24 protein-coding genes and 1 pseudogene are annotated in these 25,006 nt (G+C 71.7%); 1 reads left to right on the forward strand and 24 read right to left on the reverse strand.

Features of this window, described 5'->3' with window-relative positions; all coding sequences use genetic code 11:
* The 14 genes and pseudogenes from J7E86_RS20735 to pyrR form a co-directional block, all read right to left on the reverse strand.
* A pseudogene (locus tag J7E86_RS20735) lies at nucleotides 1-554 on the reverse strand (primosome assembly protein PriA); the annotation flags it as partial.
* Nucleotides 555-692: 138 nt separating this feature from the next.
* Nucleotides 693-1,901 carry a methionine adenosyltransferase gene (metK, locus tag J7E86_RS20740; RefSeq protein WP_215083225.1) on the reverse strand — a complete coding sequence of 403 codons (1,209 nt, stop codon included), beginning with the start codon at nucleotides 1,899-1,901 and terminating at the stop codon, nucleotides 693-695.
* Between the two features lie 175 nt (nucleotides 1,902-2,076).
* Nucleotides 2,077-3,285 (reverse strand): bifunctional phosphopantothenoylcysteine decarboxylase/phosphopantothenate--cysteine ligase CoaBC, encoded by a 1,209-nt coding sequence (coaBC, locus tag J7E86_RS20745; protein ID WP_215083226.1) that lies wholly within the window; start codon nucleotides 3,283-3,285, stop codon nucleotides 2,077-2,079.
* A gap of 113 nt (nucleotides 3,286-3,398) precedes the next feature.
* Entirely contained in the window at nucleotides 3,399-3,671 is a 273-nt protein-coding gene (gene rpoZ / locus J7E86_RS20750) for a DNA-directed RNA polymerase subunit omega (protein WP_004948662.1), read from the reverse strand.
* A gap of 33 nt (nucleotides 3,672-3,704) precedes the next feature.
* Nucleotides 3,705-4,295, reverse strand: a complete 591-nt coding sequence (gene gmk, locus J7E86_RS20755; protein ID WP_215083227.1) for a guanylate kinase — start codon at nucleotides 4,293-4,295, stop codon at nucleotides 3,705-3,707.
* Between the two features lie 38 nt (nucleotides 4,296-4,333).
* Nucleotides 4,334-4,657 carry an integration host factor gene (locus tag J7E86_RS20760; protein WP_087928986.1) on the reverse strand — a complete coding sequence of 108 codons (324 nt, stop codon included), beginning with the start codon at nucleotides 4,655-4,657 and terminating at the stop codon, nucleotides 4,334-4,336.
* A 293-nt stretch (nucleotides 4,658-4,950) separates the two neighbouring features.
* Nucleotides 4,951-5,817 carry an orotidine-5'-phosphate decarboxylase gene (gene pyrF / locus J7E86_RS20765; RefSeq protein WP_215083228.1) on the reverse strand — a complete coding sequence of 289 codons (867 nt, stop codon included), beginning with the start codon at nucleotides 5,815-5,817 and terminating at the stop codon, nucleotides 4,951-4,953.
* Entirely contained in the window at nucleotides 5,814-6,929 is a 1,116-nt protein-coding gene (locus tag J7E86_RS20770) for a quinone-dependent dihydroorotate dehydrogenase (RefSeq protein ID WP_215083229.1), read from the reverse strand. The genes pyrF and J7E86_RS20770 overlap by 4 nt, the downstream gene beginning before the upstream one ends.
* A gap of 84 nt (nucleotides 6,930-7,013) precedes the next feature.
* The gene (gene carB / locus J7E86_RS20775; protein ID WP_215083230.1) at nucleotides 7,014-10,322 is read right to left on the reverse strand and encodes a carbamoyl-phosphate synthase large subunit; all 3,309 of its coding nucleotides are present in this window, start codon (nucleotides 10,320-10,322) and stop codon (nucleotides 7,014-7,016) included.
* On the reverse strand, nucleotides 10,315-11,457 hold the full coding sequence (carA, locus tag J7E86_RS20780) for a glutamine-hydrolyzing carbamoyl-phosphate synthase small subunit (protein WP_215083231.1): 1,143 nt from the start codon (nucleotides 11,455-11,457) through the stop codon (nucleotides 10,315-10,317). The genes carB and carA overlap by 8 nt, the downstream gene beginning before the upstream one ends.
* Complete coding sequence (locus J7E86_RS20785) at nucleotides 11,454-12,041, reverse strand: hypothetical protein (protein ID WP_215083232.1); 588 nt, start codon at nucleotides 12,039-12,041, stop codon at nucleotides 11,454-11,456. Before J7E86_RS20785 ends, carA begins: the two co-directional genes overlap by 4 nt.
* The gene (locus J7E86_RS20790; protein ID WP_215083233.1) at nucleotides 12,038-13,333 is read right to left on the reverse strand and encodes a dihydroorotase; all 1,296 of its coding nucleotides are present in this window, start codon (nucleotides 13,331-13,333) and stop codon (nucleotides 12,038-12,040) included. The genes J7E86_RS20785 and J7E86_RS20790 overlap by 4 nt, the downstream gene beginning before the upstream one ends.
* A 2-nt stretch (nucleotides 13,334-13,335) precedes the next feature.
* The gene (locus tag J7E86_RS20795; protein WP_215083234.1) at nucleotides 13,336-14,316 is read right to left on the reverse strand and encodes an aspartate carbamoyltransferase catalytic subunit; all 981 of its coding nucleotides are present in this window, start codon (nucleotides 14,314-14,316) and stop codon (nucleotides 13,336-13,338) included.
* A gap of 102 nt (nucleotides 14,317-14,418) precedes the next feature.
* A complete protein-coding gene (gene pyrR, locus J7E86_RS20800) occupies nucleotides 14,419-15,027 on the reverse strand; it encodes a bifunctional pyr operon transcriptional regulator/uracil phosphoribosyltransferase PyrR (protein ID WP_215083235.1) in 609 nt (202 codons plus the stop codon).
* Between the two features lie 222 nt (nucleotides 15,028-15,249).
* Between pyrR and bldD the strand changes: the two genes are divergently transcribed.
* The gene (gene bldD / locus J7E86_RS20805; RefSeq protein WP_004948690.1) at nucleotides 15,250-15,750 is read left to right on the forward strand and encodes a transcriptional regulator BldD; all 501 of its coding nucleotides are present in this window, start codon (nucleotides 15,250-15,252) and stop codon (nucleotides 15,748-15,750) included.
* Between the two features lie 93 nt (nucleotides 15,751-15,843).
* On the opposite strand, the gene nusB is transcribed toward bldD, so the two are convergent.
* The 10 genes from nusB to mltG all read right to left on the reverse strand — a co-directional run bounded on the left by nusB (nucleotide 15,844) and on the right by mltG (nucleotide 24,994).
* Nucleotides 15,844-16,278, reverse strand: a complete 435-nt coding sequence (gene nusB / locus J7E86_RS20810; RefSeq protein ID WP_215083236.1) for a transcription antitermination factor NusB — start codon at nucleotides 16,276-16,278, stop codon at nucleotides 15,844-15,846.
* A gap of 2 nt (nucleotides 16,279-16,280) precedes the next feature.
* Nucleotides 16,281-16,847 (reverse strand): elongation factor P, encoded by a 567-nt coding sequence (gene efp, locus J7E86_RS20815; RefSeq protein ID WP_215083237.1) that lies wholly within the window; start codon nucleotides 16,845-16,847, stop codon nucleotides 16,281-16,283.
* 48 nt (nucleotides 16,848-16,895) lie between these two features.
* Nucleotides 16,896-18,002 (reverse strand): M24 family metallopeptidase, encoded by a 1,107-nt coding sequence (locus tag J7E86_RS20820; protein ID WP_215083238.1) that lies wholly within the window; start codon nucleotides 18,000-18,002, stop codon nucleotides 16,896-16,898.
* 242 nt (nucleotides 18,003-18,244) lie between these two features.
* Nucleotides 18,245-18,913: an AAA family ATPase gene (locus J7E86_RS20825; RefSeq protein ID WP_215083239.1), complete on the reverse strand. Its 669-nt coding sequence runs from the start codon at nucleotides 18,911-18,913 to the stop codon at nucleotides 18,245-18,247.
* 153 nt (nucleotides 18,914-19,066) lie between these two features.
* Nucleotides 19,067-19,510: a type II 3-dehydroquinate dehydratase gene (aroQ, locus tag J7E86_RS20830; RefSeq protein WP_215083240.1), complete on the reverse strand. Its 444-nt coding sequence runs from the start codon at nucleotides 19,508-19,510 to the stop codon at nucleotides 19,067-19,069.
* Entirely contained in the window at nucleotides 19,507-20,598 is a 1,092-nt protein-coding gene (gene aroB / locus J7E86_RS20835) for a 3-dehydroquinate synthase (RefSeq protein WP_215083241.1), read from the reverse strand. The genes aroQ and aroB overlap by 4 nt, the downstream gene beginning before the upstream one ends.
* A 7-nt stretch (nucleotides 20,599-20,605) precedes the next feature.
* Nucleotides 20,606-21,142 (reverse strand): shikimate kinase, encoded by a 537-nt coding sequence (locus J7E86_RS20840; RefSeq protein WP_215083242.1) that lies wholly within the window; start codon nucleotides 21,140-21,142, stop codon nucleotides 20,606-20,608.
* On the reverse strand, nucleotides 21,139-22,323 hold the full coding sequence (aroC, locus tag J7E86_RS20845) for a chorismate synthase (protein ID WP_215083243.1): 1,185 nt from the start codon (nucleotides 22,321-22,323) through the stop codon (nucleotides 21,139-21,141). The genes J7E86_RS20840 and aroC overlap by 4 nt, the downstream gene beginning before the upstream one ends.
* A gap of 179 nt (nucleotides 22,324-22,502) precedes the next feature.
* Nucleotides 22,503-23,336 (reverse strand): shikimate dehydrogenase, encoded by an 834-nt coding sequence (locus J7E86_RS20850; protein ID WP_215083244.1) that lies wholly within the window; start codon nucleotides 23,334-23,336, stop codon nucleotides 22,503-22,505.
* The gene (mltG, locus tag J7E86_RS20855; protein WP_215083245.1) at nucleotides 23,333-24,994 is read right to left on the reverse strand and encodes an endolytic transglycosylase MltG; all 1,662 of its coding nucleotides are present in this window, start codon (nucleotides 24,992-24,994) and stop codon (nucleotides 23,333-23,335) included. Before mltG ends, J7E86_RS20850 begins: the two co-directional genes overlap by 4 nt.
* Between the last annotated feature and the right edge of the window lie 12 nt (nucleotides 24,995-25,006).

The following is a 25,006-nucleotide window of genomic DNA, read 5'->3' on the forward strand; positions in this document are numbered from 1 at the left end:
GGCGGGGGCAGCGGCGGGGGTGAGGCGGCGGCCTCGGCGCGGGCCCTGCGCGGCGGCACGGCCAGCTGGACGACGTCGGCGAGGGTGCCGGCGTACCGGTCGGCGACGGCGCGGCACAGGCTCAGCAGCCCGGGGCCGAGCACCGGCTCCGGGGAGAGCACCTGGGCGATGGGCGCCAGCGGGCCGCGGTAGTCGCTCTCCGCGAGCCGCTCGACGATGAAGCCGTTGTGCAGCTCCCCGCCCTCCCGGCGCCCTTTGGCCACGACCCGGGCACCGAAGCGCACCCGCACCCGGGCTCCGGGACGCGCCTCGGCGTCCATGGCGGCGGGCACGGCGTAGTCGAAGTACTGGTCGAGGTGGATGAGCCCCTTGTCCACGAGCACCCGGGCCACGGGCAGCTCCTCGGCGAGCGCCGCCCCCCGCCAGGTGCGCGGCTTGGCGCGGGGCACCTTGGCCTGGCGGACGGTCTCCCGTATGAGCGCGAGCTGCTCGGCCCCCTGCGGTTCCCCCGCAGACGCCTCCCCCGACCCCGACCGCCCGTTCTCGCTGCTCACGGCTCCAGTCTTAGCAGACCCCACTGACACCCCCACGGCCGACGGCGATCCGGGCGGGCCCCGCCCCCGTACGCGCGACGGCCCCGAACCGTTTCTTCGGTTCGGGGCCGTACGTGGTGCTCAGTGGCGGTCGCGGGCCTACAGCCCCGCGGCCTTCTTCAGGGCGTCCACGCGGTCCGTGCGCTCCCAGGTGAAGTCGGGGAGCTCGCGGCCGAAGTGGCCGTACGCCGCGGTCTGGGCGTAGATCGGGCGGAGCAGGTCGAGGTCACGGATGATCGCGGCCGGGCGGAGGTCGAAGACCTCGCCGATCGCGGTCTCGATCTTCTCGACGTCGACCGTGGCGGTGCCGAAGGTCTCGACGAACAGACCCACCGGCTCGGCCTTGCCGATCGCGTAGGCGACCTGGACCTCGCAGCGGGTGGCCAGGCCCGCGGCGACCACGTTCTTCGCGACCCAGCGCATCGCGTACGCGGCCGAGCGGTCGACCTTGGACGGGTCCTTGCCGGAGAAGGCACCGCCGCCGTGGCGGGCCATGCCGCCGTAGGTGTCGATGATGATCTTGCGGCCGGTGAGGCCGGCGTCGCCCATCGGGCCGCCGATCTCGAAGCGGCCGGTCGGGTTCACCAGCAGGCGGTAGCCGTCGGTGTCGAGCTTGATGCCGTCCTCGACGAGCTCCTTGAGGACGTGCTCGACGACGAACTCGCGGATGTCGGGTGCCAGCAGCGAGTCGAGGTCGATGTCCGAGGCGTGCTGGGAGGAGACGACGACGGTGTCCAGGCGCACGGCCTTGTTGCCGTCGTACTCGATGGTGACCTGGGTCTTGCCGTCGGGGCGCAGGTACGGGATGGTCCCGTTCTTGCGGACCTCCGACAGGCGGCGGGAGAGCCGGTGCGCCAGGTTGATCGGCAGCGGCATCAGCTCGGGGGTCTCGTCGCAGGCGTAGCCGAACATCAGGCCCTGGTCGCCGGCGCCCTGCTTGTCGAGCTCGTCCTCGTCGCCCTCGACGCGGCTCTCGTACGCGGTGTCGACGCCCTGCGCGATGTCGGGCGACTGTGCGCCGATGGACACCGACACGCCGCAGGAGGCGCCGTCGAAGCCCTTCTTGGACGAGTCGTAGCCGATTTCGAGGATCTTGTTGCGCACGAGCGTGGCGATCGGCGCGTAGGCCTTGGTCGTCACCTCACCGGCGACGTGCACCAGGCCGGTGGTGATGAGGGTCTCGACGGCGACGCGGGAGGTGGGGTCCTCCTGGAGCAGCGCGTCGAGAATGGTGTCGCTGATCTGGTCAGCGATCTTATCGGGGTGGCCCTCGGTGACAGACTCCGAGGTGAACAGGCGGCGGGACACATCGCTCCCTGGGGTTGCAGCGGCTGCTGGCTGATCATTGACGGACCCGGTCGAGAGCTGCGCTCGACGCGAGTCCTGGGCCAGTTTATCCGGCGTTCGCGTGGTTGGGGCATCCGGTCCCGCATCAGTGGGCGGGTGACCTGCGACACTCGGCGCCCGAAAGTGCCCGGAAGCCTCAGGAGAGGCGGTCCGCCACAAGATCCCAGACCGTGTCGGCGAGGGTCTCCTTCGGCCCGTACGGCACCGGGGTCTCCGAGCCGTCGGGGGCGAGCACGACCGCCTCGTTCTCCTCGGCGCCGAAGGTCTTGCGCTCCCCCACCTCATTGACGACGAGCAGGTCGCAGCCCTTGCGGGCGAGCTTGGCGCGGCCGTTGGCGAGGACGTCGTCGGTCTCGGCGGCGAAGCCCACCACGACCTGCCCGGGCCGGGGGCGGTCCGCCGAGAGTTCGGCGAGGACGTCCGGATTGCGCACCAGAGCGACCGGTTCCGGTTCCTGCCCGTCCCGCTTCTTGATCTTTCCGGTGGCGTAGGCGGCCGGCCGGAAGTCGGCGACGGCGGCCGCCATCACCACGGCGTCGGCGTCGGCGGCGGCCTTGAGCACCGCCTCGCGCAGCTGGACGGCCGTGCCGACGCGCACCACGTCGGCGCCGGCGGGGTCGGGCAGCTCGCTGTTGGCGGCGACGAGCGTGACCCGGGCGCCGCGGGCGACAGCCGTACGGGCCAGGGCGTAGCCCTGCTTGCCCGAGGAGCGGTTGCCGAGGAAGCGGACGGGGTCCAGGGGCTCGCGGGTGCCGCCGGCGCTGATGACGACGTGGCGGCCGGAGAGGTCGGCGGGCATGCCCTCGGGGCCGCGGGCCAGCACCCGGCGGCAGACCTCGAAGATCTCCGCCGGCTCCGGGAGCCGCCCCTTGCCGGTGTCGACGCCCGTGAGGCGGCCCACCGCGGGCTCGATGACGACCGCACCGCGGCGGCGCAGGGTCGCCACGTTCTCCTGGGTGGCCGGGTGCTCCCACATCTCGGTGTGCATGGCGGGCGCGAAGACGACCGGGCAGCGGGCGGTGAGGAGCGTATTGGTCAGCAGGTCGTCGGCGAGGCCGTGGGCGGCCTTGGCCAGCATGTCGGCGGTGGCGGGCGCGACGACGACGAGGTCGGCCTCTTGCCCGATGCGCACGTGCGGCACCTCGTGGACGGAGTCCCACACCTGGGTGGCGGCGGGGTGGCCGGAGAGCGCGGACCAGGTCGCCTCGCCGACGAAGTGCAGCGACGCCGCGGTGGGTACGACCCGTACGTCGTGGCCCGACTCGGTGAGGCGGCGCAGCAGCTCGCACGCCTTGTAGGCGGCGATCCCGCCGCTGACCCCCAGGACGACCTTGGGCTTGTCCATCGCTTGGCCTCTCCCCGCGCTCTCGCACACTTCGTGGGTTGCTACGTACCCATGACACACCAAGGGCCCGGCAGCTGTGCTGCCGGGCCCTTGGTGACGTTTGTTACCGCCGCTTACTGCGCCGGGGCCTCGATGGCCTCGGAGGTCAGCAGGCCGGCGTTGATCTCGCGCAGCGCGATGGACAGCGGCTTCTCGTGGACGTGGGTGTCCACCAGGGGGCCGACGTACTCCAGCAGGCCCTCGCCGAGCTGCGAGTAGTACGCGTTGATCTGACGCGCGCGCTTGGCGGCGTAGATCACCAGGCTGTACTTCGAGTCGGTTGCCTCGAGCAGCTCATCAATCGGCGGGTTGATGATGCCCTCGGGCGCGGTGATGGAAGAGGACACTCTCTGCCTTCCGAAGGGGGTGAAGAAAGATGGTCAACGGAGCAAGGCTAGCAGTTCGCGGGCGACGTCCTCGACGGAGGTGTTGACGAGCGTCACATCGAACTCCGACTCGGCGGCCAGTTCGACCTTGGCGGCCGCCAGCCGGCGCTCGATGACCTCGGGCGACTCCGTGCCGCGGCCGGTGAGCCTGCGGACCAGTTCCTCCCAGCTCGGCGGCGCGAGGAAGACCAGCTGGGCGTCCGGCATGGTCTCGCGGACCTGCCGGGCGCCCTGCAGGTCGATCTCCAGCAGGACGGGCTCACCCGCCTCCAGGCGGTCGAGGACCGCCTGGCGCGGAGTGCCGTAGCGGTTGCCGGCGAACTCGGCCCACTCCAGCAGCTCACCATTGGCGACGAGCTTGTCGAACTCACCGTCGTCCACGAAGAAATACTGGACGCCCTCCCGCTCGCCGGGGCGCGGCTTGCGGGTGGTGCAGGAGACCGACAGCCACACCTCGGGGTGGGCCTTGCGCATATGGGCGACGACCGTGCTCTTACCGACCCCGGAGGGGCCGGAGAGCACGGTCAGCCGCGGTTGTCCGGCCGGGGGGACGGGGGACGTCCCCCGGGAGACTGCAGTACTCATGCAGCGATTATCCCGGTTCCCAGGAGTGCCTGGGAACGTCAGGCGGCCTTGCCTCCGAACTCACGCTCCAAAGAGGCGATCTGGTTGGAGCCGAGTCCGCGCACCCGGCGGCTCTCGGAGATCCCGAGCCTCTCCATGATCTGCTTGGCGCGGACCTTGCCCACACCCGGAAGGCTCTCCAGGAGTGCGCTGACCTTCATCTTGCCGATGACTTCATTCTTCTGGCCCTGCTCGATGACCTCGTGCAGCGAGGCGCCGGAGTGCTTGAGCCGATTCTTGACCTCGGCGCGCTCCCGGCGAGCCGCGGCGGCCTTTTCGAGCGCGGCTGCGCGCTGTTCAGGGGTAAGGGGCGGAAGAGCCACGCCTACGTCACCTCGGATATCGAACTGTCGGATAACGGACCGGTGAGGAACCTAGTCGGACCACACCTTGGGAGCAACGAGCAACGCGCTTGCACGTTCGCTCTCGTCGGAGACTAGCGGCCGATCCCGCTCCAGTCAGCGAGAACAGACGAAAAGTCCTGGTCAGACTCGCTCGACCGGGACTTTTCCGGACATAAAGCCCGACAATTTTGTCTGATGTTGGCTGACGTTGGCCGACGTTGGCCGGAGTCTGCCGAGGTTGGCCGGGGTGAGCCGGACCGACCGGAGGGGCCTCAGCGCACCGCCGGGCCGCTCGCGGCCACCGCTTCCCGCACCTCGTCCGCGAAACGGGCCGCGCTCTCGCGCAGCGCCGCCACGTCCGGGCCGTGCCGCAGGACGCCCCGGCTGACATTGGGGACGACGTCTCGGACGGCCGCGCCGAAGACCTTCGGCAGATCGGCGGCGGTCGCGCCCTGGGCGCCGATGCCGGGAGCGAGCAGCGGGCCGTTGATGGCCAGGTCGGCGCCGGCCGCGCCGAGCGTGTCGCCCAGCGTCGCGCCGACGACCGCGCCGTACGAGCCCATGGGCGCGGCGCCCGCGTTCTCGGCCCGGAGGTGCTCCAGCATCGTCGCCGCGACGCTCGCTCCCCCGGCCCGCACCGCGTGCTGCACCTCGGCGCCCTCGGGGTTCGAGGTGAGCGCGAGGACGAAGACGCCGGTGCCGCTCTCGCGCGCCAGGTCCAGGGCGGGGCGCAGCGAGCCGTAGCCGAGGTAGGGGCTGACGGTGACGGCGTCCGAGAACAGCGGCGAGGCCGGGTCGAGGTAGGTGGCGGCGTAGGCGGCCATGGTGGAGCCGATGTCGCCGCGCTTGGCGTCCATCAGGACCAGCGCGCCGGCGTACCGGGAGTCGGCGACCGCCCGCTCCAGGACGGCGATGCCCCGGGAGCCGAACCGCTCGAAGAACGCGGACTGCGGCTTGAGGACGGCGACGCGGTCGGCGAGGGCATCGACGACCGTGCGCGTGAACCGCTCCAGGCCGCGGATGTCGTCGGTGAGGTCCCAGTCGGCGAGCAGGGAGGCGTGCGGGTCGATGCCGACGCAGAGCGGGCCGCGCTCGTCCATGGCGCGGCGCAGGCGCGTGCCGAAGGCTTCGAGGGTCATGCGGTCACCTTCCGGTGCTCGGCGCCGACGGCTTCGGCGAGGGTGGCGTACGGGCTCGCGGCCAGCTTCTCGACGAGGCCCCGGTGGATCCGGCGGGCCCAGAAGGGGCCCTCGTAGATGAAGGCGCTGTAGCCCTGGACGAGCGTGGCGCCCGCGAGGATGCGCTCCCAGGCGTCGTCGGCGCTCTCGACGCCCCCGACGCCCACCAGGGTGATCCGGTCGCCCACGCGCGCGTACAGGCGGCTCAGGACCTCCAGGGAGCGGGCCTTGAGGGGAGCGCCGGACAACCCGCCGGCGCCGATGGCCTCGACGGTGGCCTTGGGCGTCCGCAGGCCCAGCTCGTCGCGGGCGATGGTGGTGTTCGTCGCGATGATGCCGTCCAGGCCCAGCTCCACGGCGAGGTCGGCGACGGCGTCGACATCCTCGTCGGCCAGGTCGGGGGCGATCTTCACCAGCAGCGGCACGCGGCGGTCGGTGACCGTGCGGTCGGCCGCCTCGCGCACGGCGGTGAGCAGCGGGCGCAGCGCCTCGGTGGCCTGGAGGTTGCGCAGGCCGGGCGTGTTCGGGGAGGAGACGTTGACGACGAGGTAGTCGGCGTGACCGGCCAGGCGCTCGGTGGAGGTGACGTAGTCGGCGACGGCCTCGTCCTCGGGGACGATCTTCGTCTTGCCGATGTTGACACCGACCGTCGTACGGAAGGCCGCCTTGCGGGCCGCCAGGCGCTCCGCCACGGCCGCGGAGCCGTCGTTGTTGAAGCCCATGCGGTTGACGAGCGCGCGGTCCGCCACGAGGCGGAAGAGGCGCTTCTTGGGGTTGCCGGGCTGCGGCTGCGCGGTGACCGTGCCGATCTCGACGTGGTCGAAGCCGAGCATGGTCATGCCGTCGATCGCGGTGGCGTTCTTGTCGAAGCCGGCGGCGAGGCCGAAGGGGCCGTGCATGCGCAGGCCGAACGCCTCGGTGCGCAGCGCCTTGTGGCGAGGGGCGAGGACGGCCGCGACGAAGGTGCGCAGCACGGGGATGCCCGCGGCGCGGCGGATCCACCTGAAGGCCAGGTGGTGGGCCCGCTCGGGGTCCATCCGCCGGAAGATCAGTCGGAAGAGGAGGGAGTACATGCAGGGCCAGGCCTTCGTTGGGCGAGCGGGGTATCCGTCAGGTCCGCCCGCCCGCCCCTGGCGGGGCGGGCGGGCGGAAGAGGATTACTGCCGGGCGGCGATCAGGTGTTCCGCGTGCTCCTGGAGGGAACGGACGCCGACGTCGCCGCGGGTGAGCGCCTCGATGCCCTGGACGGCGGCCGCGAGGGCCTGGACCGTGGTCAGGCACGGCACCGCGCGGGCGACCGCGGCGGTGCGGATCTCGTAGCCGTCGAGGCGGCCGCCGGTGCCGTACGGGGTGTTGACGATCAGGTCGACCTGGCCGTCGTGGATGAGCTGGACGATCGTCTTCTCGCCGTTGGGGCCCTCGCCCTCGCTCTGCTTGCGCACGACGGTGGCGCTGATGCCGTTGCGCTTGAGGACCTCGGCGGTGCCGGAGGTGGCCAGCAGCTCGAAGCCGTGGGCGACCAGCTCACGGGCCGGGAAGATCATCGAGCGCTTGTCGCGGTTGGCGACCGAGACGAACGCGCGGCCCTTGGTGGGCAGCGCGCCGTACGCGCCGGCCTGCGACTTGGCGTAGGCCGTGCCGAAGACCTTGTCGATGCCCATGACCTCGCCGGTGGAGCGCATCTCCGGGCCGAGCACGGTGTCCACACCGCGGCCGGAGGCGTCGCGGAAGCGGCTCCACGGCATCACGGCCTCCTTGACGGAGATCGGCGCGTCCAGCGGCAGCGTGCCGCCGTCGCCCTCCTTGGGCAGCATGCCCTCGGCGCGCAGCTCGGCGACGGTCGCGCCCAGCGAGATGCGGGCGGCGGCCTTGGCCAGCGGCACGGCGGTCGCCTTCGAGGTGAAGGGGACGGTGCGGGAGGCGCGCGGGTTGGCCTCCAGCACGTAGAGGATGTCGCCGGCCATGGCGAACTGGATGTTGATCAGGCCGCGGACGCCGACGCCCTTGGCGATGGCCTCGGTGGAGGCGCGCAGCCGCTTGATGTCGAAGCCGCCGAGGGTGATCGGGGGCAGGGCGCACGCCGAGTCGCCGGAGTGGATGCCGGCCTCCTCGATGTGCTCCATGACGCCGCCGAGGTAGAGCTCCTGGCCGTCGTAGAGCGCGTCGACGTCGATCTCGATGGCGTCGTCGAGGAAGCGGTCGATGAGGACCGGGTGCTCGGAGATCAGGCCGGCGTGGCGGGTGAGGTACTCCCCCAGCGAGGGCTCGTCGTAGACGATCTCCATGCCGCGGCCGCCGAGCACGTAGGACGGGCGGACCATGACCGGGTAGCCGATCTCGGCGGCGATGCCCTTGGCCTCCTCGAAGGAGAAGGCGGTGCCGTACTTCGGCGCGGGCAGCCCGGCCTCGGTCAGCACGCGGCCGAAGGCGCCGCGCTCCTCGGCGAGGTCGATGGCCTCGGGCGAGGTGCCGACGATCGGCACGCCGTTGTCCTTGAGCGCCTGGGCCAGGCCCAGGGGGGTCTGGCCGCCGAGCTGGACGATGACGCCCGCGACGGGGCCGGCGAGGGTCTCCGCGTGGACGATCTCCAGGACGTCCTCCAGGGTGAGCGGCTCGAAGTAGAGCCGGTCGGAGGTGTCGTAGTCGGTGGAGACGGTCTCGGGGTTGCAGTTGACCATCACGGTCTCGAAGCCGGCGTCGCTGAGCGCGAAGGAGGCGTGGACGCAGGAGTAGTCGAACTCGATGCCCTGGCCGATGCGGTTCGGGCCCGAGCCCAGGATGATCACCGCGGGCTTCTCGCGCGGCGCGACCTCGGACTCCTCGTCGTAGGAGGAGTAGAAGTACGGGGTCTTGGCGGCGAACTCGGCGGCGCAGGTGTCGACGGTCTTGAAGACCGGGCGGACGCCGAGCGCGTGCCGGACCTCGCGGACGACGTCCTCGCGCAGGCCGCGGATGGCGGCGATCTGGGCGTCGGAGAAGCCGTGGCGCTTGGCCTCGGCGAGGATCCCCGGCTCCAGCTTGGGCGCGTCGCGCAGCTCCTCGGCGATCTCGTGGATGAGGAAGAGCTGGTCGACGAACCAGGGGTCGATGCGGGTGGAGCGGTAGACCTCGCCCTGGGTGGCGCCGGCGCGGATGGCGTCCATGACGGTGTTGATCCGGCCGTCGGTGGGCACCTGGGCCTTGGCCAGCAGCGCGTCCTTGTCGCCGGGCTCGGAGGCGAAGTCGAACTGCGAGCCCTTCTTCTCCAGCGAGCGCAGCGCCTTCTGGAGCGCCTCGGTGAAGTTGCGGCCGATGGCCATGGCCTCGCCGACCGACTTCATGGTCGTGGTGAGGGTGGCGTCGGCGGCCGGGAACTTCTCGAACGCGAAGCGGGGCGCCTTGACGACGACGTAGTCGAGCGTGGGCTCGAAGGACGCCGGGGTCTTTTCGGTGATGTCGTTGGGGATCTCGTCCAGCGTGTAGCCGACGGCCAGCCGGGCGGCGATCTTCGCGATCGGGAAGCCGGTGGCCTTGGAGGCCAGCGCCGAGGAGCGCGAGACGCGCGGGTTCATCTCGATCACGATGACCCGGCCGTCGTCCGGGTTGATCGCGAACTGGATGTTGCAGCCGCCGGTGTCGACGCCGACCTCGCGGATGATCGCGATGCCGATGTCGCGCAGCCGCTGGTACTCGCGGTCGGTGAGCGTCATCGCCGGGGCGACGGTGATCGAGTCACCGGTGTGCACGCCCATCGGGTCGAAGTTCTCGATGGAGCAGACGACCACGACGTTGTCGTTCTTGTCGCGCATCAGCTCCAGCTCGTACTCCTTCCAGCCGAGGATGGACTCCTCCAGGAGCACCTCGGTGGTCGGGGAGAGCGTCAGGCCCTGGCCGGCGATGCGGCGCAGCTCCTCCTCGTCGTGGGCGAAGCCGGAGCCGGCTCCGCCCATGGTGAAGGAGGGGCGGACGACGACGGGGTAGCCGCCGAGCGTCTCGACGCCCGCGAGGATCTCGTCCATGGTGTGGCAGATGACCGAGCGGGCGGACTCGCCGTAGCCGATCTTGGCCTTGACGGCCTCGACGACGCCCTTGAACAGCTCGCGGTCCTCGCCCTTGTGGATCGCCTCCACATTGGCGCCGATGAGCTCGACGTCGTACTTCTCCAGGACGCCCTGCTCGTGCATGGAGATCGCGGTGTTGAGCGCGGTCTGGCCGCCGAGGGTGGGCAGGAGGGCGTCGGGGCGCTCCTTGGCGATGATCTTCTCGACGAACTCCGGGGTGATCGGCTCGACGTACGTGGCGTCGGCGATCTCCGGGTCGGTCATGATCGTGGCCGGGTTGGAGTTGACCAGGATGACGCGCAGGCCCTCGGACTTCAGGACCCGGCACGCCTGGGTGCCGGAGTAGTCGAACTCGGCGGCCTGGCCGATGACGATCGGGCCGGAGCCGATGACCAGAACGGACTGGATGTCGGTGCGCTTAGGCACGCTGGCCCTCCATCAGGGAGACGAAGCGATCGAACAGGTACGCGGCGTCGTGCGGGCCCGCTGCTGCTTCGGGGTGGTACTGGACGCTGAATGCCGGCTGGTCGAGCAGTTGGAGCCCTTCCACCACGTTGTCATTGAGACAGACGTGGGAGACCTCCACCCGGCCGTAGGGCGTGTCGGTCGCGCTGTCGAGCGGTGCGTCGACGGCGAAGCCGTGGTTGTGCGCGGTGACCTCGACCTTGCCGGTCGTACGGTCCTGCACGGGCTGGTTGATGCCGCGGTGGCCGTACTTCAGCTTGTAGGTGCCGAAGCCGAGCGCGCGGCCGAGGATCTGGTTGCCGAAGCAGATGCCGAAGAGCGGGGTCTTCCGCTCCAGGACACCACGCATCACGGAGACCGGGTGGTCGGCGGTGGCCGGGTCGCCGGGGCCGTTGGAGAAGAACACACCGTCGGGGGCGACGGCGTAGACGTCCTCCAGCGTGGCGGTGGCGGGCAGGACGTGCACCTCGATGCCGCGCTGGGCCATTCGGTGCGGAGTCATGCCCTTGATGCCGAGGTCGACCGCGGCGACGGTGAACTTCTTCTCGCCGATCGCGGGGACGACGTAGCTCTCCTTGGTGGCGACCTCGGCCGCGAGGTCGGCGCCCTGCATCTCGGGGGCCTGGCGCACCTCGGCGAGCATCGTGCCCTCGTCGGGCAGGGCGTTGCCGGAGAAGATGCCGACCCGCATGGCCCCGCTCTCACGGAGGTGGCGGGTGAGGGCGCGGGTGTCGATGCCGCTGATGCCGACGACGCCCTGGGCGACGAGTTCCTCGTCGAGGGAGCGGCGCGAGCGCCAGTTCGAGGAGACCCGGGCGGGGTCGCGCACCACGTAACCGGCGACCCAGATGCGGCCGGACTCGGGGTCCTCGTCGTTGACGCCGGTGTTGCCGACGTGCGGGGCGGTCATGACGACCACCTGGCGGTGGTACGAGGGGTCGGTCAGGGTCTCCTGGTAGCCGGACATGCCGGTGTTGAAGACCGCCTCGCCGAAGGTCACCCCCACGGCCCCGTAGGCGCGGCCGCGGAAGGTCCGGCCGTCCTCCAGGACGAGTACGGCGGGAACCTTGGTGGCTCCCCGGGTGGAGGTCGTCATCGTGCGCCTTCCATGTCGTTCTGCTGGTGCTGTGTGTGTTCCATGCCGGTATCGCCCAGGGCCTCGACCCAGGCGGCGTGCTCGGCGGCCCGGTCGGACCGGAAGCCGGAGTCGATCCGCTTGCCGCCGTGCTCCCAGGTGATCACCAGCAGGCCGCCCTCGGCGAGGACCTTGCCGGCGATGCCCTTGTCGAGCCTGGCTCCGCGCAGCGCGCCGGCGGGGACGAAGAAGTCCCGCGCGCCCGGCCGGACGACGTCCAGGCCCTGGTCCGTCAGGGTGAGCTCGACGCGGCTGCGGGTGCCCAGGCCCTGGGCGACGATGCGGTCGAGCCACTGGCCGGCGGTGGTGGAGCCGTGGTAGCGGCCCGTCATCGCCAGCCTGGCCTCGCCGGGCTCCTCGGGCGCCGTGGGCAGCTCGGGCAGGTCGCCCTGGAGCGTGCCGCGCCACTTCCAGCCCTCGCGCATCAGCCAGTAGACGAGCGCGATGAAGAGCAGCAGCCCGACGACCCAGCCGATGCGGGCGGCCCAGTCCGTGACGTCGGCAGACTTCTGCCCGGCCGCCAGATTGATCAGTGCAGGTGTCACGCGAGTTTCCCGTCCACGACCGTCGCGCGGCCCCGCAGGAAGGTGTGGGTGACGCGCCCCGGCAGCTCACGGCCCTCGTAGGGGGTGTTGCGGCTGCGGGAGGCGAAGCCCGCGGGGTCCACGACTCCACGGTAAGCCGAATCGACCAGGGTGAGGTTGGCGGGTTCCCCGGCGGCCACGGGCCGCCCGTGTCCGGCGAGGCGGCCGATGGCGGCCGGGCGGGCGGACATCCGGTCCGCGACCTGCGCCCAGTCCAGCAGGCCGGTCTCGACCATGGTGTGCTGGACGACCGACAGGGCGGTCTCCAGGCCCACCATGCCCATGGCGGCCGCGCCCCACTCGCAGTCCTTGTCCTCGTGCGGGTGCGGGGCGTGGTCGGTGGCGACGATGTCGATCGTGCCGTCGGCGAGGGCCTCGCGCAGGGCCATGACGTCGCGCTCGGTGCGCAGCGGCGGGTTGACCTTGTAGACCGGGTTGTACGAGCGCACCAGCTCGTCGGTGAGGAGCAGGTGGTGCGGGGTGACCTCGGCGGTCACGTCGATGCCGCGGGACTTGGCCCAGCGGACGATCTCGACGGAGCCGGCGGTGGAGAGGTGGCAGATGTGTACGCGCGAGCCGACGTGCTCGGCGAGCAGCACGTCGCGGGCGATGACCGACTCCTCGGCGACGGCCGGCCAGCCGCCCAGGCCCAGCTCGGCGGAGACGACGCCCTCGTTCATCTGGGCGCCCTCGGTCAGCCGGGGCTCCTGGGCGTGCTGGGCGACGACGCCGTCGAACGCCTTTACGTACTCCAGGGCGCGGCGCATGATCACCGCGTCGTCGACGCACTTGCCGTCGTCGGAGAAGACCCGCACCCCGGCGGCCGACTCGTGCATCGCGCCGAGCTCGGCGAGCTGCTTGCCCTCCAGGCCGACGGTGACGGCGCCGATGGGCTGGACGTCGCAGTAGCCGGACTCCTTGCCGAGCCTCCAGACCTGCTCGACGACGCCGGCGGTGTCGGCGACGGGGAAGGTGTTGGCCATGGCGAAGACGGCCGTGAAGCCGCCGCTGGCCGCGGCGCGGGTGCCGGTCAGGACGGTCTCGGAGTCCTCGCGGCCGGGCTCGCGCAGGTGGGTGTGGAGGTCGACCAGGCCGGGCAGCAGGATCTTGCCGTCCGCCTCGATGACCGTGGCGTCGCCGGCGTCGCCGGCGTCGAGGCTCGTGCCCACCGCCGCGATGGTCTCGCCGTCGATGAGGACGTCCTGCGGCTCGCCGCCGAGGATCTTCGCACCGCGGATAAGAATCTTGCTCATGGTTACTTGTTCTCCTCGGTGCGGGGGGCGGAAACGGCGGGCTCGGCGCCACCGAGCAGCAGGTAGAGGACGGCCATGCGGATGCTGACGCCGTTGGCGACCTGCTCCACGGCCGTGCAGCGGGTGGAGTCCGCGACCTCGGCGGTGATCTCCATGCCGCGGTTCATCGGGCCGGGGTGCATGACGACGGCGTGCTCGGGCATCCGGGCCATCCGGTCGCCGTCGAGCCCGTACCGGCGGGCGTACTCGCGCTCGGTGGGGAAGAAGGCGGCGTTCATGCGCTCGCGCTGGACGCGCAGCATCATCACGGCGTCGGACTTCGGCAGCACGCTGTCGAGGTCGTAGGAGACCTCGCACGGCCAGTGCTCGACGCCGATCGGCACCAGGGTCGGCGGGGCGACGAGCGTGACCTGCGCGCCGAGGGTGTTCAGCAGGTGGACGTTGGAGCGGGCCACGCGGCTGTGCAGGATGTCGCCGACGATGGTGATCCGGCGGCCGGCGAGGTCGTGGCCGAGGCCGGCGTCGCGGCCGACCAGGCGGCGGCGCACGGTGAAGGCGTCCAGGAGCGCCTGCGTGGGGTGCTCGTGGGTGCCGTCACCGGCGTTGACGACCGCGCCGTCGATCCAGCCCGAATTGGCGAGCCGGTAGGGGGCGCCGGAGGCGTGGTGCCGGATGACGACGGCGTCCGCGCCCATCGCCTCCAGGGTCAGGGCGGTGTCCTTGAGCGACTCGCCCTTGGAGACCGAGGATCCCTTGGCGGAGAAGTTGATGACGTCGGCGGACAGCCGCTTGGCGGCGGCCTCGAAGGAGATGCGGGTGCGGGTCGAGTCCTCGAAGAAGAGGTTCACGACGGTGCGGCCGCGCAGGGTGGGGAGTTTTTTGATCGGCCGGTCGGCGACCCGGGCCATCTCCTCGGCGGTGTCGAGGATCAGGACGGCGTCGTCGCGCGTGAGGTCGGCGGCCGAGATGAGGTGACGCTTCATCCGGTTGCTCCGTGGTTGAGGAGGTTTTGTGGGGTACGAACGGGCAACAGCCGGGCACACGGCTCCACGGCCCCGGGTCACCGGGTCCGCGGAGGGCAGCCGCTACTGCTCGGCCGGAACGGTCTCGCGCGTGCCGAGGAGCACGCTGTCGCGGCCGTCCTCCTCGGTGAGCTGGACCTTGACCGTCTCCCGCAGCGACGTGGGGAGGTTCTTGCCGACGTAGTCGGCGCGGATCGGGAGTTCGCGGTGGCCGCGGTCGACGAGGACCGCGAGCTGGACGGCGCGGGGCCGGCCGATGTCGCCCAGCGCGTCGAGCGCGGCGCGGATCGTGCGGCCGGAGAAGAGCACGTCGTCGACGAGGATCACCAGGCGCCCGTCGATCCCCTCACCGGGGATCTCCGTACGGGCGAGCGCACGGGCGGGGCGGAGCCGCAGGTCGTCGCGGTACATGGTGATGTCGAGGGAGCCGACCGGGGTCTTGCCGCCGGTGATTTCCTCGAGCTTTGCGGCCAGCCGGCGGGCGAGGAAGACCCCGCGCGTCGGAATGCCGAGGAGCACCACGTCGTCGGCGCCCTTGGCGCGTTCGACGATCTCGTGGGCGATGCGGGTCAGTACCCGGGCGATGTCCGGTGCTTCCAGCACGGGACGGGCGGCCGGGCCGACAGAGGAGCTGACGGACCCCACGGGGTGCGCGTCGCGATGTGCGTCCATACGAAACGGACCTCCTTCTCCGCCTCACGGGACGGACTTTAAAGGACGTCGGATTAACGCTTTCACGGTACCAGGGTCCGCGGCGGGCACCCGCCACCGCCCCTGACGGGGGACGCCTATGGACCATTCGGCTTGACGAAGTCAGATTACGCTGCGTAACCTCACAGTGAGTAACCAGCCACGCGGCAGAGCCGCACGTTGATACAGCGTCCGGGGAGCTTTATGTCCAGCGAATACGCCAAACAGCTCGGGGCCAAGCTCCGCGCCATCCGCACCCAGCAGGGCCTCTCCCTCCATGGCGTCGAGGAGAAGTCCCAGGGCCGCTGGAAGGCCGTCGTAGTGGGCTCGTACGAGCGCGGCGACCGTGCCGTGACCGTGCAGCGCCTGGCCGAGCTGGCCGACTTCTACGGAGTTCCGGTGCAGGAACTGCTGCCGGGCACCACGCCGGGCGGGGCCGCCGAGCCGCCGCCGAAGCTGGTCCTGGACCTTGAGCGCCTGGCCCACGTGCCGGCCGAGAAGGCGGGCCCGCTCCAGCGCTACGCGGCCACCATCCAGAGCCAGCGCGGCGACTACAACGGCAAGGTCCTGTCGATCCGCCAGGACGACCTGCGCACTCTTGCCGTGATCTACGACCAGTCGCCCTCGGTACTTACCGAACAGCTGATCAGCTGGGGCGTCCTGGACGCCGACGCGCGCCGCGCCGTGCAGCACGAGGACGCCTAGTCCCCGCGCCGTGGATACAGAAACCGCCGGGGGCGGGGCCATCCTTTCGGATCGCCCCGCCCCCGGCGGTTTTCGTCTGTCCTGCGGTACGCGCTACTTCTCGTCGCGCCGAAGACTCGGCTTGAGCTCCTTGAAGCGGCCGAGCAGACCGTTGACGAAGGACGGCGAGTCGTCGGTGGAGAACTCCTTGGCGAGCTGCACCGCCTCGTCGATCGCCACCGCGTCCGGGGTCTCGTCCTCCCAGATGAGCTCGTACGCACCGAGGCGCACGATGTTCCGGTCGGCGACCGGCATCCGGTCCAGATCCCAGTCGACCGCGTAGTCCGCGATCAGGTCGTCGATGCGGGACACGTGCTGTGCGTATCCCTCGACCAGCTGCATCGTGTACTCGTTGACCGGGGGCTGACGATCGTCGGACCGCGAGTGCCGGATCCAGTCCGCGAGGACGTTCTGCACGGTGGTGCCGCGCTGATCGGCCTCGAAGAGGATCTGGAAGGCGCGCTTACGGGCCTTGCTGCGAGCGGCCACGGTTAGCTGTTCACCCGACCGAGGTAATCACCGGTGCGCGTGTCGACCTTGATCTTCTCACCGGTGGTGATGAAGAGCGGGACCTGGATCTCGTAGCCGGTCTCCAGCTTGGCCGGCTTGGAGCCACCGGTGGAACGGTCGCCCTGGACGCCCGGCTCGGTGTGCTCGATGACGAGCTCGACCGCGGCCGGCAGCTCGACGTAGAGCACCTCGTCGCCGTGCTTGGCGACGGTGGCCTCGAAGCCCTCGAGCAGGAAGTTGGCGGCGTCGCCGACGGCCTTGCGGTCGACCATGAGCTGGTCGTACGTGTCCATGTCCATGAACACGAAGTACTCGCCGTCCATGTACGAGAACTGCATCGTCCGCTTGTCGACGGTGGCCGTCTCGACCTTCACGCCCGCGTTGAAGGTCTTGTCGACGACCTTGCCGGAGAGCACGTTCTTCAGCTTCGTACGGACGAAGGCGGGGCCCTTGCCGGGCTTGACGTGCTGGAACTCGACGACGGACCAGAGCTGGCCCCCGTCGAGCTTGAGCACCATGCCGTTCTTGAGGTCGTTCGTGGATGCCACGGTTGCGGTATCTCCTGGACTGGTGGAACCAGAAAGTGCGGTGCGCCGCTAGAGCGCGAGCAGCTCTTTGGTCGTAATGGTGAGTAGCTCGGGTCCGCCGTCCGCCTCGGGGCGAACGACGAGCGTGTCATCGATCCGGACGCCGCCCCGCCCCGGGAGGTGAACCCCCGGATCTACGGTGACCGGCACGCAAGCGTCCAGTTTACCCATTGCCGACGGTGTGAGCCGAGGGTCCTCGTCGTTTTCGAGTCCCACGCCGTGTCCGATGCGCGGTCCGAGGCGTTCACCGTGCCCCGCGGCCTCCAGGACGACCCGCGCAGCGCGGTCCACGTCGCGGTACGGAGTGCCCGGCGCCAGGGCCTCCCGGCCGGCCCGCTGCGCCGCGAAGACCTGCTCGTACAGCTCGATCTGCCAGTCGGCCGGAGTCGTGCCGATGACGAAGGTGCGGGCGATCTCACTGCGGTAGCCGCGGTAGTCGGCACCCAGGCAGACGCTGAGGAAATCGCCCTCCTCGACCCGGCGGTCGGTGGGCGTGTGCCCGGCCAGCCCGGAGTTCGGCCCGGTGCCCACCGAGGTCGGCAGCGCCGGGCCGGTCGCGCCGTGGTCGACCAGCCGGCGCTCCAGCTCCAGCGCGAGGTGCCGCTCGGTGCGGCCCACGAGGATCGACTCCAGGAGCTCTCCCAGGGCCTGGTCGGCGATCTCCGCTGCGATGCGCAGCGAGGAGATCTCCTCGGCGTCCTTGACCAGCCGCTGTTGCTCCACGGCGGTGCCCAGGTCGTCCAGGCGGAGCCGGGGCGCGACCGAGCCCAGGGCACGGTGGCGGGCGACGGTGAGGTGCTGCTCCTCGACGGCGAGCGAGCCGGCGCCCGCCGCGGCCGCCCGCTCGGCGCCGGCCACGGCCGTGTCGCTGCCGGGCTCCGGCAGCTCCTGTACGCGCAGCCCTTCGGCCAGCCGGTCGTCGGGGGTGTCCCCGAAGGAGTCCCGGCAGTAGAGCAGGACGTCCTCGCGGGGCCCCACGAGCAGGGCGGCGCCCGGCGGGGCGCCGCCGGCCAGATACCGGACGTTGGCGCGGCCGGACACCAGTGCGGCCTCGCTGCCGGCCGCCTCGTACCGCTCGCGCAGCCGCGCGCGGCGTGCCGCGTACACCTCGGACATGTTTCCGAGCCTACGGCCGCGGGTCGCGGGCGGCCGTTCCAGCGCGTCCGACCGGGCGCGGGTGCCGTGTCCGTTGTCGTGCGCACCACCGCTGCGCGGCGGTGTCCTCAAACGCCGGACGGGCTTGATTCGGCTGGGCTCAGCCGCCTTCAGCCCGTCCGGCGCTTGAGGACGCGCCCGCAGGGCGCCCGCCGCCGCAGGCGGCACAGACGACCCGCAGCCGAAGACCCACCGGACACCGCCTAGCAACCGGGCGTGCCCGCCACGGCGCGGGCGACGATGTCGTCCAGGAGGCGGGCCGTGGTGGCGACGTCCTGCTGGGTGTTGTCGATGATGGGCAGCCCGGAGCCGTACCAGCCGGCCATGCGGCCGTGGATGCGGGCGACCTCCTCGTCGCTGAGACGGCGGTTGCCGCTGCGCTCGGCGTTGCGCTCCAGGACGACCTCCAGGCCGGGCAGGAGCACCACGGGCAGCAGGCCGGGGCCGACGTGGCGCTTCCAGCCGCCGAGGCCGACGACGGGCCGGTCGGGGAAGACGGCGTCGTCGAGGATGCAGGAGATGCCGTTGGCGAGGAAGTTGCGGGCCGCGAAGCCACAGGTGCGCCGGGCGAGGCGGTACTGCGCCTCGGAGTGGTCGTTCCACCCGGACTGCGGGTCGGCGAAGCCGGACCGCACCCATTCGCGGACATCGTCGAGGCTGATGTGCGCCGTGGGCACCCGGCGGGTGTCCGCCCAATGGCGCGCCACGGTCGTCTTGCCGGCCCCGGCCGGGCCGATGAGGAGCACGGCGACGGCGGCGTGCGCGGAGGCGGCCGCGTCGGTGGGCATCGGGAAGTGCCCGGTCGCCGCGGCCGGGGGCGGCGGCATCGGGGGCGGGGGCGGCGGCAGCGGCGGTCCCACGGGGTACTGCATCCGGTGGCACTCCGTCTCGTACGGGCGACTGGCGCGGGCAAGGGGCAGGAACCGGGGCTTCGCCCCTGACCCCGGTCCGCGGGGGACAGACCACTGGCCCACCACCCGGGCGGGCCAGACGGGAGAGTACCCGACGCGGAATGAACGCCCCTGCTAACCCGCGAGTTCCTCCGCGAGCGCCCGCAGCGCCAGCCGGTACGAACCGATGCCGAACCCGGCGACCGTGCCGCTGGCCACCGCCGCGATGACGGACGTGTGGCGGAACTCCTCCCGGGCGTACGGGTTGGAGATGTGCACCTCGATGAGCGGCGCCGTGCGCTGCGCGGCCGCGTCCCGCATCGCGTAGGAGTAGTGCGTGAAGGCACCGGGGTTGATGACGACGGGGACCGAGCCGTCGGCGGCCTCGTGCAGCCAGCGGACCAGCTCGCCCTCGTCGTTGGTCTCACGGACCTCGACGGCGAAGCCGAGCTCCTTGCCGAGCCGGGCGCACTCCTCCACCAGACCGGCGTAGGAGGTCGCGCCGTACACATCGGGCTCCCGCGAGCCGAGGCGGCCCAGGTTCGGCCCGTTGAGGACGAGAACCCTGCGCGCGCTCACGCCGCGATCTCCGCGTGGGCCGCCAGCAGCATCGCCGGGTCGGGGCTCTCCAGGACGGTGGGCTTGGCGAGACCGTCGAGGACGATGAAACGCAGCCGGTCGCCGCGCGACTTCTTGTCGACCTTCATGGTCTCCACCAGCTTGGGCCACTGGTCACCGCGGTAGGTGACGGGCAGGCCCACGGACTGGAGGATCGCGCGGTGGCGGTCGGCGGTCGCGTCGTCGAGGCGGCCGGCGATGCGGCCGAGCTCGGCGGCGAAGACCATGCCGACGGAGACGGCCGCCCCGTGCCGCCAGTTGTACCGCTCGTTCTTCTCGATGGCGTGGGCGAGGGTGTGGCCGTAATTGAGGATCTCGCGCCGCCCCGACTCCTTGAGGTCGCCGGAGACGACCTCGGCCTTGACGCGGATGGCGCGCTCGATCAGCTCGGCGGTGTGCGGGCCGCGGGGCGTGCGGGCCGCCTCCGGGTCGGCCTCGATGAGGTCGAGGATGGCCGGGTCGGCGATGAACCCGGCCTTGATGATCTCGGCGAGGCCGCTGACGTAGTCGTGGACCGGCAGCGACTCCAGCGCGGCCAGGTCGCACAGGACCCCGGCCGGCGGGTGGAAGGCGCCGACGAGGTTCTTGCCCTCGGCGGTGTTGATGCCGGTCTTGCCGCCGACGGCGGCGTCGACCATGCCCAGGACGGTGGTGGGCACGGCGATCCAGCGCACGCCGCGCAGCCATGTGGCGGCGACGAAGCCGGCCACGTCGGTGGTCGCGCCGCCGCCGACGCCGACGACGACGTCGGTGCGGGTGAAGTTGGTCTGGCCCAGGGCCTTCCAGCAGTAGGCCGCGACCTCGACGGTCTTGGCCTCCTCGGCGTTGGGGAGCTGAATGGCGATGGCCTCGTAGCCCTGGGCCGCCAGGTCCGCGCGCAGCACCTCGCCGGTCTCGGCGAGCGCCTCGGGGTGCAGCACGGCCACGCGCTTGGCCTGGGGGCCGATGAGGCCGGGCAGCTCGCCCAGCAGCTGGTTCCCGACCAGGACCTCGTACGGCGCGGTGCCCGCGCTGCCGGCGACCTGGATGCGGGTGGGGGCGTCGGTCATGCGTTCCTCACTGCGTGGTGTCGGGGGTACGGTCCCGGGGCAGCGCCAGCGCCTCGATCACGGCGTCGGCCACCTCGGCCGGGGTCCGGCCGCCGGTGGCGACGGTGGCGCGGGAGACCTCGGTGTACAGCGGGCGGCGCGCCTCCATCAGCTCGCGCCAGCGCTGCCGCGGGTTGACCGCGAGCAGCGGACGCGGGGCGTCCAGGCCCACCCGGCGGACGGCGTCGGCGAGTTCGACGTCGAGGAAGACCACCGGGAGGCCGGTGAGCAGCGCGCGGGTGCCGTCGTCCATGATCGCGCCGCCGCCGAGGGAGAGCACCCCGAGGTGCTCGTCGACGGCGTCGCGCACGGCCTGCCGTTCCAGCTCGCGGAAGTGCGGCTCGCCCTCGTCGATGAAGATCTCCGGGATGGGCTTGCCGGCCCGCCGCTCGATGTCGGCGTCGGTGTCGCGGTAACCGGTGCCCAGCCGCTGGGCGAGCAGGGCACCGATGGTGGACTTGCCGGCTCCCGGCGGGCCCACCAGCACGACGAGGGGCGAGGTCACTTGATGGCCAGGTTGTCGAGGTAGCCGCGGACGTTGCGACGTGTCTCGGGCACGCTGTCGCCGCCGAACTTCTCGACGACCGCGTCCGCCAGGACGAGCGCCACCATGGCCTCGGCGACGATGCCGGCGGCGGGGACGGCGCACACGTCGGAGCGCTGGTGGTGCGCCTGGGTGGCCTCGCCGGTGACGACGTCGACGGTGGCCAGCGCGCGGGGCACGGTCGCGATGGGCTTCATCGCGGCCCGTACGCGCAGCAGCTCGCCGGTGGTGAGGCCGCCCTCGGTGCCGCCGGAGCGGCCGGAGGTGCGGCGCAGGCCCTCGTCGGTGGCCACGATCTCGTCGTGTGCCTTGGAGCCGGGCACGCGGGCCAGGTCGAAGCCGTCGCCGACCTCGACGCCCTTGATGGCCTGGATGCCCATCAGCGCGGCGGCCAGGCGGGCGTCGAGGCGCCGGTCCCAGTGGACGTGCGAGCCGAGGCCGACGGGGACGCCGTAGGCGAGGACCTCGACGACGCCGCCGAGGGTGTCGCCGTCCTTGTGGGCCTGGTCGATCTCGGCGACCATCGCCTTGCTCGCGTCCGCGTCCAGGCAGCGCACCGGGTCGGCGTCGAGCTTCTCGACGTCGGAGGGCTTGGGAAGGACGCCGTACGGGGCCTTGGCGGCGGCCAGCTCGACGACGTGGGAGACGATCTCGATGCCGGCCGTCTCCTTGAGGAAGGAGCGGGCGACGGCGCCGAGGGCGACCCGGGCGGCGGTCTCGCGGGCGGAGGCACGCTCCAGGATCGGGCGGGCCTCGTCGAAACCATACTTCTGCATTCCGGCCAGGTCCGCGTGGCCGGGGCGGGGCCGCGTCAGCGGGGCGTTGCGGGCCAGCGAGGCGAGCTCCTCCGGGTCCACCGGGTCGGCCGCCATGACCTGCTCCCACTTGGGCCATTCGGTGTTGCCCACCATGACGGCGATCGGGGAGCCCAGGGACAGGCCGTGGCGCACGCCGCCGAGGAAGGTGACCTGGTCCTGCTCGAACTTCATGCGGGCGCCGCGGCCGTAGCCGAGGCGGCGCCGGGCGAGGGCGTCCGCCACCATCTCGGTGGTGACGGGTACACCGGCGGGGAGACCCTCCAGCGTCGCCACCAGTGCCGGACCATGCGACTCCCCGGCCGTCAGCCAGCGCAACCTGCTCAACGGGACTCCCTCTGCCTCGCGCCTCGGATCGTGCGACGGCGCGACCTGGGGGCACCTCCCAGCGGTGGCTGGGGGCGCGCGGCCCTGGCCCGCCACCCTGATCCTCCCACGACCTGCTGACATTCCCGGCCGCAGGTCCAGGTTGTGGACCTACTGCGTCAGGTCGTGGACGTGCCGGGTCACGCCGCGCGCGCCGCCAGTGCCGCCTCGCCCGCGGCCCGCATCGCGGCCAGCGGCGCGGGCGCGCGGCCCGTCATCAGCTCCACCTGGAGCACCGCCTGGTGGACCAGCAGGTCCAGACCGCCGAGGACGGCGCCGCCGCGAGCCGCCCAGGCGGCGGCCAGGGGGGTCGGCCACGGCTCGTAGAGCACGTCGAAGAGGGTGCCGGGCCGCTGCGGCACGGCGTCCGCGAGGGCGTCGGTGGCACCCGCCGGGGTGGTGGCGATCACGAGCGGCGCGACGAGCGCCTCCGCGGCGCGGGACCAGTCGGCGGTGCGGACGGACACGCCCAGGCGCTCGCCCCACTCGCGCATCTCGGCGGCGCGCTCCGCGCTGCGGACGTAGACGGTGACCTCGCCGGCGCAGATCCGGGCGAGCGCGGCGAGGGCCGAGGAGGCGGTGGCCCCGGCGCCGAGGACGGCGGCGGAGGCGACCTTCTCGACGCCGCGCTCGCGCAGGGCCGCCGCGATGCCGGGGATGTCGGTGTTGTCGCCGACGCGGCGGCCGTCGCCGGTGAGGACGACGGTGTTGACGGCCTCGACGGAGGCGGCGGTGTCGCTGACCGAGTCGAGCAGCGGGATGACCGCCCGCTTCAGCGGCATGGTCAGCGAGAGCCCGGCCCAGGCGGCGTCCAGGCCGTCGAGGAAGCCGGGCAGGGCGGCCTCGTCGACCTCGAAGCGGTCGTACGTCCACTCCCCCAGGCCCAGCTCCGCGTAGGCGGCCCGGTGCAGGACCGGGGAGAGGGAGTGGGCGATCGGCGAACCGAGCACGGCGGCGCGGTGGCGTGCGGTCACTGGCCCGCCTTCTTGCTTCCCTGCTGGTACTTCTGGCGGTTCTTGTTGTGCTCCTCGTTCGTGACGGCGAACAGCGTCTCGTTCTCGCTGACCGACACGAAGTAGTACCAGGGGCCCGGCGCCGGCTGGAGCGCCGACTTCAGGGCCTCCAGACCGGGGTTGCTGATCGGGCCGGGGGGCAGGCCCTTGATCTTGTAGGTGTTGTACGGGTCGTTGAACTTCCGCAGGTCACTGACGGCCCCGACGTCCAGCGTGCTCTGCTTCCGGGCGTAGTTGACCGTGGAGTCGAAGTCGAGGAGGCCGTACGTCTCCTTGTTGTCCGGCTTGAGCCGGTTGTAGACGACCCGGGAGATCTTGTCGAAGTCGTGCTTGTACTTGCCTTCGACCTGGACGAGGCTGGCGAGCGTGACGACCTGGAGCGGGGACTTCAGCCCCAGTTCCTTGGCCTTGCCCTCCACGTCCTGCTGGGTGTAGTTCTCCTTGGCCCGGGCGACCATCTGCTTGAGGATGTCCTCCGGCTTGGTGCCCTTGGCCGCGCTGTACTGCGAGGGGAAGAGGAACCCTTCCAGCGGGTCCTTGATGTCCGGGTTGCTGCCGGCCCAGGCGGGCAGTCCCAGGTTCTTCACCTGGCTCGTGGCCACGTCCTTGGTGGTGCCGGCCTTGAGTCCGAGCTTCTTGTCGATCGCGGCGTAGATCTCGAACGACTTCATGCCCTCGCCCAGCGTGAGCGCGTTGAGCGTCTTGGGGTCGGTCATCATCGTCACGGCCGCCGCGCCCGACATCTCCTTGCGGAGGATGTAGATGCCCGGCTGGATGGCCTTGCCCTTGGGGTTGGCGCCCGCCGCCTCGGTGAAGGCGCCGACGCTCTTGACCACGCCCGCCTTCTGGAGGACGGCGCCCATCTCGGTCAGGCTCGCGGACTTCGGGATCTCGACCTGGATCTGGCCGGTGCCCTCGCCGTCGTAGTCGGGCGCGGCGCCGAAGTGGCTCTGCCAGTAGTCGTACGCGACGTAGCCGCCGCCACCGACGACGCCGAGCAGCACCACGGCGACGACCAGGCAGGCCGTGCCGCTGCGGCGCTTGTTCTTCTTGCCCTTCTGGGCCTTCTTGCCGCGCCGGTCGCGGCCGCGGGGCCGCTCCTCGCGCGCCTCGTCCGCGTCGTCGTCCACGGCCGTGGACGCGGCCGGGTCGTCCGGGGCGTCGTCGAAGAGGGAGAGCTTCTCCGGGCCGGGCTCGGAGTGCCACTCGTCGGGCTGCGGTGCGTGCTGCTGCTCGTAACCCTGCTGGGACTGCTGCGGCACCTGCTGGGACTGCTGCGGCACCTGCTGCTGAGAGTGCTGCTGCTCCTCCTGCTGCCGGCGCATGTGCTGCGGCTGGGGCGGCGGGTAGGCGTCCGGGGTGCCGTAGTAGTCGGGCCGGCCGCCGGAGTACGGGTCGACGGGCTGCTGCCCGTACTGCTCGCCGGGCTGGCTGCCGTACGGACCCCCCGCGCCCTGCGAGGGGTCCCAGCCGTACTGCTGCTGCTGCTGCTCGTACTGTTGCTGCTGCTGGGGGTGCGGCTGCTGCGGGTGCTGGTGTCCGTCGTATCCCCGGTCCCCGTACAGAGGGTCCTCGGGATGCCACGGTTGGGAGCCGGGTCCCCGGCCGTACTCAGTCATCGATCCCCTTGA

Source organism: Streptomyces sp. ISL-11, from assembly GCF_018614525.1.
Taxonomy (GTDB): domain Bacteria; phylum Actinomycetota; class Actinomycetes; order Streptomycetales; family Streptomycetaceae; genus Streptomyces.

Excerpts from the sequence above, each read along its gene's own strand:
- coaBC (WP_215083226.1), bottom strand. The coding sequence starts at position 3,285 with ATGGACAAGCCCAAGGTCGTCCTGGGGGTCAGCGGCGGGATCGCCGCC.
- gmk (WP_215083227.1), bottom strand. The coding sequence starts at position 4,295 with ATGAGTACTGCAGTCTCCCGGGGGACGTCCCCCGTCCCCCCGGCCGGA.
- pyrF (WP_215083228.1), bottom strand. The coding sequence starts at position 5,817 with ATGACCCTCGAAGCCTTCGGCACGCGCCTGCGCCGCGCCATGGACGAG.
- J7E86_RS20770 (WP_215083229.1), bottom strand. The coding sequence starts at position 6,929 with ATGTACTCCCTCCTCTTCCGACTGATCTTCCGGCGGATGGACCCCGAG.
- carA (WP_215083231.1), bottom strand. The coding sequence starts at position 11,457 with ATGACGACCTCCACCCGGGGAGCCACCAAGGTTCCCGCCGTACTCGTC.
- J7E86_RS20790 (WP_215083233.1), bottom strand. The coding sequence starts at position 13,333 with ATGAGCAAGATTCTTATCCGCGGTGCGAAGATCCTCGGCGGCGAGCCG.
- J7E86_RS20795 (WP_215083234.1), bottom strand. The coding sequence starts at position 14,316 with ATGAAGCGTCACCTCATCTCGGCCGCCGACCTCACGCGCGACGACGCC.
- pyrR (WP_215083235.1), bottom strand. The coding sequence starts at position 15,027 with ATGGACGCACATCGCGACGCGCACCCCGTGGGGTCCGTCAGCTCCTCT.
- bldD (WP_004948690.1), top strand. The coding sequence starts at position 15,250 with ATGTCCAGCGAATACGCCAAACAGCTCGGGGCCAAGCTCCGCGCCATC.
- J7E86_RS20820 (WP_215083238.1), bottom strand. The coding sequence starts at position 18,002 with ATGTCCGAGGTGTACGCGGCACGCCGCGCGCGGCTGCGCGAGCGGTAC.
- J7E86_RS20825 (WP_215083239.1), bottom strand. The coding sequence starts at position 18,913 with ATGCAGTACCCCGTGGGACCGCCGCTGCCGCCGCCCCCGCCCCCGATG.
- aroB (WP_215083241.1), bottom strand. The coding sequence starts at position 20,598 with ATGACCGACGCCCCCACCCGCATCCAGGTCGCCGGCAGCGCGGGCACC.
- mltG (WP_215083245.1), bottom strand. The coding sequence starts at position 24,994 with ATGACTGAGTACGGCCGGGGACCCGGCTCCCAACCGTGGCATCCCGAG.